General features: G+C 61.1%; 11 protein-coding genes. 3 read left to right on the top strand and 8 right to left on the bottom strand.

What is annotated here, in order from left to right:
• Nucleotides 1–35: 35 nt before the first annotated feature.
• The 7 genes from pncB to L63ED372_RS05340 form a co-directional block, all read right to left on the bottom strand.
• Nucleotides 36–1220, bottom strand: a complete 1185-nt coding sequence (gene pncB, locus L63ED372_RS05370) for a nicotinate phosphoribosyltransferase (RefSeq protein WP_062407671.1) — start codon at nt 1218–1220, stop codon at nt 36–38.
• Nucleotides 1221–1297: 77 nt separating this feature from the next.
• Nucleotides 1298–1948 carry an ABC transporter ATP-binding protein gene (locus L63ED372_RS05365; RefSeq protein WP_062407669.1) on the bottom strand — a complete coding sequence of 217 codons (651 nt, stop codon included), beginning with the start codon at nt 1946–1948 and terminating at the stop codon, nt 1298–1300.
• Complete coding sequence (locus L63ED372_RS05360; RefSeq protein ID WP_062407667.1) at nt 1935–2780, bottom strand: ABC transporter ATP-binding protein; 846 nt, start codon at nt 2778–2780, stop codon at nt 1935–1937. The genes L63ED372_RS05365 and L63ED372_RS05360 overlap by 14 nt, the downstream gene beginning before the upstream one ends.
• Before the next feature lie 97 nt (nt 2781–2877).
• The gene (locus tag L63ED372_RS05355; RefSeq protein ID WP_062404119.1) at nt 2878–4752 is read right to left on the bottom strand and encodes an ABC transporter permease; all 1875 of its coding nucleotides are present in this window, start codon (nt 4750–4752) and stop codon (nt 2878–2880) included.
• Nucleotides 4753–4793: 41 nt separating this feature from the next.
• A complete protein-coding gene (locus L63ED372_RS05350) occupies nt 4794–5531 on the bottom strand; it encodes a nitroreductase (RefSeq protein ID WP_062404117.1) in 738 nt (245 codons plus the stop codon).
• Nucleotides 5528–5980 carry an acyl-CoA thioesterase gene (locus L63ED372_RS05345; RefSeq protein ID WP_062404115.1) on the bottom strand — a complete coding sequence of 151 codons (453 nt, stop codon included), beginning with the start codon at nt 5978–5980 and terminating at the stop codon, nt 5528–5530. The genes L63ED372_RS05350 and L63ED372_RS05345 overlap by 4 nt, the downstream gene beginning before the upstream one ends.
• The gene (locus L63ED372_RS05340) at nt 5977–6906 is read right to left on the bottom strand and encodes a histone deacetylase family protein (RefSeq protein ID WP_062404113.1); all 930 of its coding nucleotides are present in this window, start codon (nt 6904–6906) and stop codon (nt 5977–5979) included. The genes L63ED372_RS05345 and L63ED372_RS05340 overlap by 4 nt, the downstream gene beginning before the upstream one ends.
• A 186-nt stretch (nt 6907–7092) precedes the next feature.
• Between L63ED372_RS05340 and L63ED372_RS05335 the strand changes: the two genes are divergently transcribed.
• A complete protein-coding gene (locus L63ED372_RS05335; protein WP_062404111.1) occupies nt 7093–7626 on the top strand; it encodes a phasin family protein in 534 nt (177 codons plus the stop codon).
• 196 nt (nt 7627–7822) lie between these two features.
• Here the strand turns inward: L63ED372_RS05335 and L63ED372_RS05330 are convergent, their stop codons facing one another.
• Complete coding sequence (locus tag L63ED372_RS05330; protein WP_062404109.1) at nt 7823–8695, bottom strand: patatin-like phospholipase family protein; 873 nt, start codon at nt 8693–8695, stop codon at nt 7823–7825.
• 184 nt (nt 8696–8879) lie between these two features.
• Here L63ED372_RS05330 and L63ED372_RS05325 point away from each other — a divergent pair, with 184 nt between their 5' ends.
• Together L63ED372_RS05325 and L63ED372_RS05320 are read left to right on the top strand one after the other, a co-directional pair.
• On the top strand, nt 8880–9923 hold the full coding sequence (locus L63ED372_RS05325; protein WP_062404107.1) for an extracellular solute-binding protein: 1044 nt from the start codon (nt 8880–8882) through the stop codon (nt 9921–9923).
• 172 nt (nt 9924–10095) lie between these two features.
• Nucleotides 10096–12387 carry a TonB-dependent receptor gene (locus L63ED372_RS05320; protein ID WP_082431767.1) on the top strand — a complete coding sequence of 764 codons (2292 nt, stop codon included), beginning with the start codon at nt 10096–10098 and terminating at the stop codon, nt 12385–12387.
• Nucleotides 12388–12389 lie beyond the last annotated feature (2 nt).

Raw genomic sequence — 12389 nt, 5'->3', positions numbered from 1 at the left:
GAATGAAACTGATATTAACGGTGAAAGAGCCCGATTCAGTTGCCGGGTGCGACCTCAAACACCTGACGCAAGTAAGCCAAGTATTTTTCATCATCACACATGCCCTTGCCTGGCGAGTCTGAAAGTTTGGCCACAGGCTGGCCGTTGCAACGGGTCATTTTGATGACGATTTGCAGCGGCTCGTAACCCAAGTCGTTGGTGAGGTTGGTGCCCACACCAAAGGCCAGCTGGCAGCGGTCGTGGAACTGTTGGTAAAGCTCAATCGTGCGCGGAATCGTCAGCCCGTCACTGAAAATCAGCGTCTTGGTTTTGGGGTCGACCCGGTTGTGCTGGTAGTGGGCAATCATGCGCTCGCCCCAGCTGAACGGGTCGCCACTGTCGTGACGGGCACCATCAAACAGTTTGCAGAAATACAGGTCAAAGTCGCGCAAAAAGGCGTTGAAGCCGTACACATCGCTCAGCGCAATGCCCAGGTCGCCCCGGTACTCCTTGGCCCACGACTCAAAGGCAAAGACCTGGCTGTCGCGCAAACGCGGGCCCAAGGCCTGACAGGCCTGCAGGTACTCGTGCGCCATGGTGCCCAAGGGTGTCAGGCCCAGCAAATAGGCGTAGTACACGTTGCTGGTGCCTGCAAACTGGCCAGTGGGGCCAGTGCCCAATCGGGCGGACAAAACACGCAGCACCTCTTCGTGCCAAGCGCGGGAAAAGCGCCGCCGTGTGCCGTAGTCGGCGATCTTCAACGTTTCAAGACCCGGGGCCTGCAGCTGGCCGATCTTGGTGTCCAGGCGGCGGCGGCCTTCCATCAAATCAGGCACTTTTTGCGTGTTGCGGAAATACACCTCGTTCACGATGGCCAGCACGGGGATCTCGAAAAGAATCGTGTGCAGCCAAGGGCCCTGGATGGTGATGTCTATCTCACCGGAGGGCTGCGCTGTGACCACCACGGACTTTTCATTGAGCTTGAACAGACCCAGAAAATCGACAAAGTCACTCTTGATGAAACGCAGCGATCGCAGGTATTGCAGCTCCCCTTCCTTGAAAGTCAGGCTGCACAAAGAGCGAATTTCTTCCCGGATTTCTTTGACAAATGGCGCCAAAGGCACACCCGGATTGCGGCACTTGAACTTGTATTCGACCTGCGCCCCCGGAAATTGGTGCAGCACGACCTGCATCATGGTGAATTTGTACAGGTCGGTGTCGAGAAGGCTGGTGATGATCATGGTGTTTTGTCTCTGGCGCCTTGGGCCGCTCATTGTGGTGAGGCAGTGTAAGGGATGCCCACCCCCTCAAGCGGGGCTCATGCCGCCAAGTCCATGCGCCCACTCGTCAGCACCAAGACCCGCTGGGCATGCTGGGCCAAGATGTTGTTTTGCTCGGCCACCAGCATGGCCACGCCTTCGCGGGCCAGTTGCAGCAGCGCATCGCGCATGGCCGCCACCAGCACCGGGGCAATGCCCTCACAAGGCTCGTCCAGCAGCAGCAAACGGGGGCCGGTCATGAGCGTGCGGGCCAGCGCCAGCATTTGCTGCTCGCCCCCGCTCATTTGGCTGGCCGGACGGTGCAGCATGGTTTGCAGTTGCGGGAACAAGGCCATCACGCGCTCAAAGCGTTGGGCGGTCGTGGCCCGAGCGATTGAACCCGAGGGTGCAGCGATCCACAGGTTTTCTTGGACCGACAAAGCCGTGAACAAACGCCGGTCTTCGGCCACAAAACCCAAGCCCGCCTGGGCGCGGCGGTGCGCAGGCCAGGTTTGGATGGGTTCGTTTTGCCAGATGATGCGGCCTTGCACCCGGGGGCCAATGCCGATCAGGCTTTGCAGCAGGGTGGATTTGCCCGCGCCGTTCAGGCCCTGAATGACCACCAGCTCGCCCTCGCCCACCGACACATTCACGTCAAACAAGGCCTGGGCTTGGCCATACCAGGCGTTCAGGCCTTCAACGGTGAGCATCGCGTTGGCCTTTCGCATCGGGTTTCAGGTTGGCGTTCGGATCGAAATCCATCCCCAGGTAGCGCTCGCGCACCTGAGGGTCTTGCGCCACCAGGTCGGGCAGGCCGTCGGCCACCAGGCGGCCTTGCATCAGCACCAGCACCCGGTCGGCTACGCCAAACACAGCGTCCATGTTGTGCTCGGTGTAGAGCACTGTCACGCCTTGCGAAGCCACTTGGCGCACCAGCGCCATCATCTCGGCCCGCTCGGCGAGCGCCAGCCCGGCAGCGGGCTCGTCCAGCAGCAGCAAGGACGGCGCTGATTGTGCAGACGGGTCGGCCCCAGCAGCAGTAACAGCGTTGGGCAAGCCCGCCAGCGCCATGGCCAGCTCCAGGCGTTTTTTGGCGCCGTAAGGCAAATCGGCCACGGTGACATGGGCTTGCGCTTGCAAGCCCGCTTGGTCGGCGAGCCGCATCGCCCGCTCGGGCTGGCGGCTGTCCAGCCGGTCCCACCAGGCCAGTGGCACAGCGCCGCGCAGCACCAATTGAATGTTTTGCAGCACCGTGAGCGCCTCGAAGGTTTGTGCCACCTGGAAGGTGCGGGCCACGCCCAAGCGCTGGCGCTCGGCAGGCGGTTTGCCCAACAGCGACTGGCCTTGCCACAAGACCTCTCCTGCGGTGGGCACCTGTTGGCCCGCCAGACAGGCAAAACAGGTCGACTTGCCCGCGCCGTTGGGGCCGATCAGGGCCACGCACTGGCCTGCGGACACATCAAAGTCGACCCCGTCCAGAGCCCGCACGCCGCCAAAAAATTTGGCCAGACCCCTGACCTGTAAAACTGTTTGAAGGCTCATGCGCAAGCCCTTGGATTGCCGCGCTTCGCTCGCAATGACATTTGCATCGTCATCGCGAGGCACGAAGCGATCCATTTTGGGGTGTAGGCGGCGCGCATCATGCCAATGCCCCCTTGCTACCCAAACGCCAAGCTGTCAACAAGGACTGCACCCCGCCCAGCACACCACTGGGCGCCAAGACCATCACGAGCATGATCACCAGGCCCAAAACACCGCGCCAATAGTCCAGGCCCTGCCCCAGCTCAGCCCCACCCCAGACCAAGAGCGCACTGCCGACAGCCGCGCCCCACAGCTGGTGCACACCGCCCAGCAAAATCACCAGCAAAGCGTCCACTGACATGGCGACCGAGGCCACCGACGGAAACACCGCCCCTTTGAACGCGGCCCACAAGCCCCCGGCCAAACCCGCCAAGGTGGCGCTGCCCACAAACACTTGATAGCGCAAAGCCTGCACCGGCAAACCGCTGGCCGCTGCGCGCAGCGGCGCATCCCGCACAGCCTGCAAAGCCGCGCCCCGGCTGGAGCGTGCCACGCGGGCCATGCCCGCCACAGCCAAAAGCATGAAGACACCCAGCGCCGCGTCCCACAGCACTCTGGACTCGGACGGGATCAAACGCAAGCCAATCAAGCCGTTGTCGCCTCCCGTCAGGGCCACCCATTGCGTGGCCCCCGCCCAAATCATTTGCGCGAGCGCCAGAGACAGCATGGCCAGGTACACCCCGCTGCTGCGAACCACCAAAGCGCCAAACGCCACAGCCACAGCCATCGCCAGCGCCATGCCCGCGGCCAATGCCGCTGGCAAACCAGCGCCCCAGTGCAGGTGCGACAGCGCCGCACCATAGGCACCCAACGCAAAAAACGCCGCATGGCCAAAACTGACCAGACCGCCCAATGCCATCATCCACTGCAGGCTCAGACCAAACAGCATCATCACCATCACGTCTTCGGCCAAGCTGCGGCCGTAATCGCCCTGCCCCCAGGCCAGCAGCGTCAAGCCCACAAACACCGCCACAAACAGCGCCCGGCCCCAGCCCGCCACAGGCCACAGCGCAAACACCGGCACGCTTTCGCGCTGCTCAGCATGTGCTGCCGTCCCGGCCAGGCCCTGCGGCCGCCAGACCAGCACCACCGCCATGGTCAAAAAGACCAGCACCAAGGTCGCTTGCGGGAAAAAGCTCAAGCCCAAAGCGTGGATCACACCAATGAGCACCGCCGCTACAAAAGCCCCGCCAATGCTGCCCAAGCCCCCTGTGACCACCACCACAAAGGTCTCGACCACCACATTCACGTCCATTTGCAAATGTGCGGGCTCGCGTGGCAACTGCAGCGCCCCGGCCAAGCCCGCCAAGCCGCAGCCCAACATCACCACCCCCAGCATGAAGGGCGCGGGATTCACACCCAGCGCATCGAGCATTTCGCGGTCTTGGGTGGCGGCTTTCACGCGCTGGCCCCACAGCGTGCGCGTGAGCAAAAGGTGCAAGCCCAGCCAGACCAGCGGGCCCAGCGCCAAGGTGAAGAGCTGCCAGGTCGGGAAAAACGATTCGCCCAGCTGGACAGCGCCCTTGAGGCCTGGAAAGCGCGGCGCAAAAACCTCTTCGGGGCCAAAGAACCAGCGCATCGCGTCGTGCAGCGCCAGCGTCAGGCCAAAAGTGGCCACCAGTTGGTAGAGCTGCGGCGCGTGGCGCATGCGCTGAAGAAGCAAGACCTCGGTGAACGCCCCCAGCAAGGCGGCCACACACGCACCCATCAAGATCAGCGCGCCATAGCCCCAACCGGTGTCCGCCATGGCGGGCCACCAGTTCGTCACCGCGTGCGCCGACCATAAAGCGCCCAACATGAAGAAGCTGCCGTGCGCGAAGTTGACGATCCGGGTGACGCCAAAAATCAGCGTCAGCCCGGAGGCCATCAAGAACAAGGTGGTGGCGTGGCTCAGGCCATTGAGCAGTTGCAGCGCCAGTGCTTCGAATCCCAAACCAAGCCCTTGTCTTTATGGAAGCGTGTTGAGATAAAAAGTCAGTCCACCCAGTGGGTGAAGTCTTGGGCGGGTACCCGTGTGGTCTGGAAGGTGTTGACCAGCGCCGACTCGTCGGCATAACCCAGCGACATGCCGCAGACCACCATTTCGTTGTCACCCGCACCGACCAGCGGCAAGATGATTTTGGAAAAACCGTTCCAAGCCGCTTGCGGGCAGGTGTGCAGGCCCCGCGAGCGGGCAGCGACCATGATGCTTTGCAAGAACATACCGTAGTCGAGCAAACTGCCACGGCCCATGACTTTGTCGATGGTGAAAATCAAACCCACGGGCGCGTCAAAAAAGCGGAAGTTTTTCTGGTGCTGGGCGTGCATCATGGCTTTGTCGCCCTTGCCGATACCCAGAACGCCATACAAACCAAAACCGCACTCGCGGCGGCGGTCGATGTAGGGGCTGACCCATTTTTCGGGGTAATAGTCATAGGCCTCGGCGTATTCAGTGGCCAGAGCCGGATTGGCGCTGATGGCGTCGTGCGCGGCGCAGGTCTTGGCCACCAGCTCGTCGCGCTTGGCGCCCTGAAGCACATAGACCTTCCAGGGCTGGGTGTTGGTGCCACTGGGCGAACGGGCGGCAACGCTCAGCACTTCTTGCAAAACGCTGCGCTCCACCGCTTTGGGCAAATAGGCACGGGCCGAGAAGCGGCTCAAGATGGCGGCGTCCACGCTGGCCGGGTCGTTCACGCGGGTGCTGACCTGGGGTCCGATGTCCAAAATGCTCATGTCAATGTCTCCAAAAATGCTTTGAGTGCGGTGGGCAGGGGCACGGGGCGGCGGGTTTCACGGTCCACATACACATGCACGAAGTGGCCCCGGGCGGCGCTCAGGTCTTCGCCTTGGGCAAACAGGCCGACCTCGTAGCGAACGCTGGAGGTGCCCAGCTTGGCCACGCGGATGCCTGCGTCGATGGTTTGAGGGAACGCCAAGGGCGCGAAATAAAAACACTGGGTTTCCACCACCAAGCCGATGGTGCTGCCCGCATGGATGTCGAGCACGCCCTGCTCGATCAGGGTGGCGTTCACAGCGGTGTCGAACCAGCTGTAATACACCACGTTGTTCACATGGCCATAAACATCGTTGTCCATCCAACGCGTGCTGATGGGGCGAAACGCCTTGTAGCTGCTGCGGGCGTCGGCTTGGGGTTTGGTGATGGGTGAAACAGGCGTATTCATCGCCCGAGATTGTGCCAGCGTTGCCAATAACCCAAAGCCACATCCCAGGTCTGCATTTGCACCTGCACCGTGGTCTCGATGTCGTGGCCGTAACCCCCGCCCATGCACATCACCACCGGCAGCCTGCGCTGCCAAGCCCAATCCATGACCACCCTGTCGCGGGCCTGCATGCCATCCATCGACAATTTGAGTCGCCCCAGTCGGTCGCCCTCGTGCGGGTCGGCCCCGGCCAGGTAAATCACCAGTTGGGGGTCAAAGCGGTCCTGCAGCGATTGCAGGGCCTGGTGCAAGGCCGCCAAATAAGGCTCGTCGGTGCAGCCATCCGGCAGGCCCACGTCCAAATCGCTCGGCTCTTTGCGGAACGGGAAATTCTTTTCGCCATGCAGAGACAGGGTGAACACACTCGGGTCGCTCGCAAAAATGTGCGCCGTGCCGTTGCCTTGGTGAACGTCCAGGTCGATCACGGCCACGTTCAGTGTCTGGCGTCGGTGTCGCCAGGCCTCGGCCTGCATCAGCCGGGCCGTCACGGCGATGTCGTTGAACACACAAAAGCCGCCCCCTTTGTGGGCATAAGCGTGGTGCGTGCCGCCTGCGAGGTTGCCGGCCACGCCCTGCACCAACGCATCGCGGGCCGCAGCCACCGTGGCTCCGACCGAGCGGCGGGCCCGCTCGGCCATGGCCGGGCTCCATGGGAAACCGATCTCCCGCTGCAAAGCAGCCTCCAAAGAGCCCGTGGCCACGCCCTGGATGTAGGTGGGTGTGTGCACCAGCGCCAGCTCGCCATCACTCGCGGCAGGCGCCTCGCGCATCAACACCCCGGGCAGCTCCTGCGTCAGGCGGTCGCGCAAACGGCTGTACTTGCGCATCGGAAAGCGGTGGCCTTCGGGCAGGGGCAGGACAAAGTGGTCGGCGTAATAAGCGTGCATGGTTTGATAAGGAGCAAGGCGATTCTAGAAAACGCTCTCTAAACTGAGCCAAGATCAGGCCCATCCCCTTGCAATACTCGGTGTAAACCCTAAAATTCAAACTATGCTGCACTGCAACAAAGTTGTACGGCCCCGGCCAGTTACGGCGCAGTCTTCTTGAAACCAAACCTATCTCTGGAGCCCCTCATGATGACACCCGAACAAATCGTTGCCTCGCAAAAAGCCAATGTGGAAACCCTGTTTGGCCTGACCGCCAAAGCCTTCGAAGGCGTGGAAAAAATGGTCGAACTGAACCTGAGCGTGGCCAAGGCGGCCCTGGACGAGTCCGCCAACAACACCCAAGCGGCCATGAGCGTCAAAGACGCCCAAGAACTGCTGGCCATGCAAGCCAACCTGTTCCAGCCTTTGGCTGAAAAAACCGCTGCTTACAGCCGCCACCTGTATGACATCGCGTCCGGCACTGGCAGCGAATTCACCAAAGCTTTCGAAGCCCAAACCGCGGCTGCCCAAAAGCAGTTCGCCAGCTTGGTCGACAGCGCCGCTCAAAACGCCCCTGCAGGTTCCGAGCAAGCCGTGGCCATGATGAAGGGTGCCATGACCGCTGCCAACACCGCTTTCGAGTCCGTGCAAAAAGCCGTCAAACAAGCCACTGACATGGCCGAGACCAACCTGGCTGCTGTGACCCAAACCGCTGCTCCCAAGGCTGGCAAGAAGAAGTGATTTTTACGGCAGGCCGGCTTTGCAAGTGCCGTCCTGTCGTTTTGCAAGTTGTCTCCTCGGATCTCTTTGAATTTCATCTGGGAAACAGAGATCCCTTCAAGGGCTGATCGCAAGATCGGCCCTTTTTTTTATAGTCAGCGTGAACCGCGAGGTGCACCAATCCACCCACAGGTCCATCGCCTTCACCGGCGCTGGGTCATCGCCCCTCTTCAAACTGGGCCATCCGTGCCTTCAAGGCGGGCAAAGCCGCCCGCATCGCCACACGACCAGCTTCTATCGCACGCATACGGGCACTGAAATCAGCGCTTTTGACACCCGACAAAGCAGGCCGTATCACCACATCGGCCTCTTTGAGTGCCAGGGTGTTGATGCTTTTGCCCATGATGGCAAAGGTTTGCATCAGAACCTGAAAAGCGTCGCCATACGGGTTGCCCTCTGGATCGCTGGAAATGTCCACGGCAATCACAAAGTTGGCCCCCATCTCGCGGGTCTGTCGCACTGGCACTGGAGAGACCAGCCCCCCGTCCACGTACTCACGGTCGCCCAGGCGCACCGGCTGGAACACAGCCGGCACGGCACTCGAGGCCCGCACGGCCGCCCCAGTGTTGCCGCGGCGGAAGGTGATGGCCTGGCCGCTGCCCAAATCGGTGGCCACGATCCCCAACGGGATTTGCATTTGTTCCAGGGTTTTGCCGCCCACTTGGGTATTGACGTACTTGGCCAGGGCTTCACCACGCAAAGCGCCCCGGTTCAAAATGGGCAGCATCCAGTCGGTGATCTCGGCCTCTTGCATGGACTCGGCCACCCGCACCAATTCAGCGGGTGTTTTGCCACTGGCGTACAGGGCAGCGACCAAACTCCCTGCCGACGTCCCCGCCAAATGAGCAGGTCTGAGTCCGGCCTCCTCCAACACCTGGATCACACCCACATGCGCAAAGCCCCGCGCCGCACCGCCTCCGAGCGCCAAACCCAGCCGCAGCTCACGCCGCTCGGCCGTGGGCGGCAGCTCGGGTTCTTGGGGCTTGGTGGGCTGCAAACTGCCGCAGGCCGTCAAGACCACCCCGATCATTATCAAGCCGAGCCACTGCACAGCACGCTGAAAACCGCCCACTAGCCTGGATGGTTCTGCGGATTTGCCGCCAAGCCCTCGACTTATCCCTTGCACTTGATGCATGTATTCCTCAAATCTTATTGATAACTATTCGCATTTGGTTTAAACTCTCACCATCTAACCCAGTCGACCGAAAGAAACCATGACCCTGTCCCCATCTTTGTTGAGCATCGTCTGCCTCCTGAGCGCCGCATCGGCCATGGCGCAAGACAAAGTGCTGAACATCTACTCGGCCCGCCACTACCCGACCGACGAAGTCATGTACAGCGACTTCACCAAAGCCACCGGCATCAAGATCAACCGCGTCGATGCCGATGATGCCGGTATTCTCGCCCGCCTGAAAGCCGAAGGTGCAGCCTCCCCCGCTGATGTGATTTTGCTGGTGGACGCCGCCCGTTTGTGGCGTGCCGAAGTCGATGGTCTCTTCTTGCCCATCAAATCGGCCAAACTCGAGGAAGCCATTCCCGCCAACTTGCGTGCCAAAACGGCGGACAACGGCGGCACCGCTTGGTTTGGCCTGTCCACACGGGCGCGTGTGATCGTGTACGACAAACTCAAGTTCAGCAAAACCGATGTGGACAGCTACGAGAAGCTGGCCGATGCCAAGTTCAAGGGCCATCTTTGCATACGCAGCGGCTCGCACCCTTACAACCTGAGCCTGTTTGGCGCCATGACCGAGCACCTGGGTCCACAAAAAACCGAAGTCTGGCTCAAAGGTCTGGTGGACAACATGGCCCGCAGCCCCAAAGGCGGTGACACCGACCAGATCAAGGGCGTGGCCTCGGGTGAATGCGGCGTGGCGGTGACCAACACCTATTACCTGGCCCGGATGATGCGGTCGAGCAACCCGGCCGACAAAGCGGTGACCGAAAAAATCGGTGTGGTCTTCCCTAACCAAAACTCTTGGGGCACGCATGTGAACGTGGCCGGTGGTGCCGTGGCCCGCCATGCCAAAAACACCGACAACGCGGTCAAGTTCCTGGAATACCTGGCCAGCCCGGCTGCGCAAAACCACTTTGCCAATGGCAACAACGAGTGGCCCGCGGCCAAAGGCGTGAGCTTTGACAACCCGGCCCTCAAAGCCATGACAGGCGGCAGCTTCAAAAGCGAGCTGATCCCGATCAGTGCCGTGGGCATGAACCAGATCAAGGTGCAGCAGATGCTGGACCGCGTGGGCTTCAAGTAAAGCGCGACATCACCCAAAGCCCTGCCTGATTTCAGTCCGCTGAAACCAGGCAGGTGCAACTTAAACAGCCAGCCATTCACGCCGGACAACGCTCCGGGGGTGATAGCCAGCCATTGAACGAAGCGGCAAACCTCGTTTTGCCATGTCCCCACTCTCAATGACTCGCATCACCATGACTCAAAGATACAAACACACCCAAAACACGCAGCCCCCGGCCAAATTGTTGCCCCTGGCCACCATGATGCTGGCCGGTTCGCTCTCGGCCACGCCTGCCGCCATGGCACAAACCCAGCCCGAAGAAAAGACCCTCACAACCGTGACGGTCAAGGACAAGGCTGAAGCCGACATCGCCGAAGGCAAGAACAGCGTTCGGACCACCGAAACCCGCATCGGCAAAGGCAAACAAGCACTGCGCGACATTCCGCAATCGGTGACCGTGGTGACCGAAAAACTGATCGATGACCGCAACCTGGACACCTTCAAAGAAGCATTGAAGAACACTGCTGGCATCAGTTTTTTAGCAGCCGAAGGTGGCGAAGAAGACATCCGTCTGCGCGGTTTTTCGTTGCAAGCCACAGGCGATGTGTTTGTCGACAGCGTGCGCGACCCGGCTTTTTATGAGCGCGACACCTTCAACCTGGACCGCCTTGAAGTGCTGCGCGGCTCGGCCTCGATGCTGTTTGGCCGTGGCTCCACGGGCGGCGCAGTCAACCAAGTCAGCAAAACCCCGCGCCTGATGGACGAAAACCAAGTGGACTTGACCTTGGGCTCGCACAAGCATGTGCGACTGGTGGGCGATTTCAACCAACAAACGGGGGAGAGCGCCGCGCTGCGCCTGAATGTGATGAAAACCCAAGCCGACAACAACGGCTCAGGCAGCTCACTCGACAAGGAAGGCATCGCTGGGGCTTACCGCTGGGGTATTGGCGAGAAGGACGAGTTCCAAGTTGGGCTGTACCACCTGAACAACCAAAACGGCATGAACTACGGCATGCCCTGGATTCGCCCAAGCACCACGTCCTCTCCGCTGGAAGCCACCATCTTGCCGCTGGACCCCACGGCCTATTACGGCATGGCGAGCGACTACAACGCGGGCAGCGCCACACATTTGACGGCCAGTCATACGCACCGCTTTTCGGCCGACAGCGAGCTGAAAACGCAAATCCGCAAGGGGCAGTACGAACGCGATCAAAGGGCTGGCACCGTGCGGTTTGCCAACGCCGCCAGCCAACCTGGGGGCCAAGCCGTCAGTTTGGCCACCCTTGGCCCCAACACGGTCATCAACCGCGGCACCAACCTGAAAATCCAGGACATGGACACGCTCCATGTGCAAAGTGACTTCAGCAAGAAGTTTCAGGCACTGGGCTTGAAACACGAACTGCTGGCCGGCTTCGATCTGGCCACCGAAGACAAAACCGTGTATGCCGCCCGCACAGCCGGTGCCCAAGGCGGTGTGAACCTCACCAAACCCAGCACCACAATCGGCACACCGAACGATGGGGCATGGCGCGACGAAAGCACCCGCGTGCTGCGTGTGAACAACCAGTACAGCAGCACCGGCTGGGGCGCGTACCTGCAAGACCTGGTGCAAGTGGCACCCCAGTGGAAAGTGCTGGGCGGCTTGCGCTACGACAGCCTCAAAGGTGACTACGACCAGTTCGGCAACCCCACGAATGCCACCGACAACGGTGCCAAAACCCGCTACCGCATGAAGGTCGGCGAGTGGAGCCAACGTGCAGGCGTGCTGTTCCAGCCGAGCGATTTGCAGTCCTTCCACTTGTCTTATGGCACGTCGTTCAACACCTCAGGCGACACCTACTCGCTGGGCGCCGCCAACGCGGACACGCCGCCCGAGCAATCGGAAAACTGGGAGTTGGGGGCCAAACTCGACTCGGCCGACAAACGTTTCACCACCCGTCTGGCCCTGTTCCGCGCCACCAAGAAAAACGAGCGCAACACCGACCCCTTGTTGCCCGTGGTCACGCTGACGGGCAGCCGTTATGCCTCGGGCCTGGAAATCGATGTGGCCGGTCGCTTGACACCGAAATGGGAAGTGTTTGGCTCCTTCACCTGGATGCCGGACGCCAAAGTCAGCAAGGCAGCACCCTGCCCTGCCACAGGCGCATGCAGCCAAGGCGCTGCAGGTGAACGCGTGGGCGATCGCCCGGCCCTGACCCCGGTGCACAGCGGCAGCGCTTGGACCACTTACCAAGTCAGCAGCCAATGGCGTGTGGGCGGTGGCGTCACGTTCCGTGGCCGCCAGACCCCGACACGGTCCGAGTTTGAAGTGCGCTCATTTGTGGTCGGTGACCTGATGGCCGAATACACCTACAGCGATGCCCTGAGCTTCAAAGCCAATGTGAGCAACGTCACCAACAAGCTGTATGCCGACCAGTTGTACCCCGGTCACTACATCCCGGGTGCAGGCCGTTTGACGCAAATCACCGCGTCCTACAAATTCTGAGG

The organism is Limnohabitans sp. 63ED37-2 (assembly GCF_001412535.1).
Classification (GTDB): domain Bacteria; phylum Pseudomonadota; class Gammaproteobacteria; order Burkholderiales; family Burkholderiaceae_C; genus Limnohabitans_A.
The sequence above is the reverse complement of the archived record's forward strand: the minus strand, read 5'-3'. Positions and strand labels throughout refer to the sequence as shown.

What these genes read in the sequence shown, in the direction of transcription:
- L63ED372_RS05340 (WP_062404113.1), bottom strand. Translation starts at nt 6,906, where the DNA reads ATGCACGCTTATTACGCCGACCACTTTGTCCTGCCCCTGCCCGAAGGC.
- L63ED372_RS05325 (WP_062404107.1), top strand. Translation starts at nt 8,880, where the DNA reads ATGACCCTGTCCCCATCTTTGTTGAGCATCGTCTGCCTCCTGAGCGCC.
- L63ED372_RS05335 (WP_062404111.1), top strand. Translation starts at nt 7,093, where the DNA reads ATGATGACACCCGAACAAATCGTTGCCTCGCAAAAAGCCAATGTGGAA.
- L63ED372_RS05345 (WP_062404115.1), bottom strand. Translation starts at nt 5,980, where the DNA reads ATGAATACGCCTGTTTCACCCATCACCAAACCCCAAGCCGACGCCCGC.
- L63ED372_RS05360 (WP_062407667.1), bottom strand. Translation starts at nt 2,780, where the DNA reads ATGAGCCTTCAAACAGTTTTACAGGTCAGGGGTCTGGCCAAATTTTTT.
- pncB (WP_062407671.1), bottom strand. Translation starts at nt 1,220, where the DNA reads ATGATCATCACCAGCCTTCTCGACACCGACCTGTACAAATTCACCATG.
- L63ED372_RS05320 (WP_082431767.1), top strand. Translation starts at nt 10,096, where the DNA reads ATGACTCAAAGATACAAACACACCCAAAACACGCAGCCCCCGGCCAAA.
- L63ED372_RS05330 (WP_062404109.1), bottom strand. Translation starts at nt 8,695, where the DNA reads ATGATCGGGGTGGTCTTGACGGCCTGCGGCAGTTTGCAGCCCACCAAG.
- L63ED372_RS05365 (WP_062407669.1), bottom strand. Translation starts at nt 1,948, where the DNA reads ATGCTCACCGTTGAAGGCCTGAACGCCTGGTATGGCCAAGCCCAGGCC.
- L63ED372_RS05350 (WP_062404117.1), bottom strand. Translation starts at nt 5,531, where the DNA reads ATGAGCATTTTGGACATCGGACCCCAGGTCAGCACCCGCGTGAACGAC.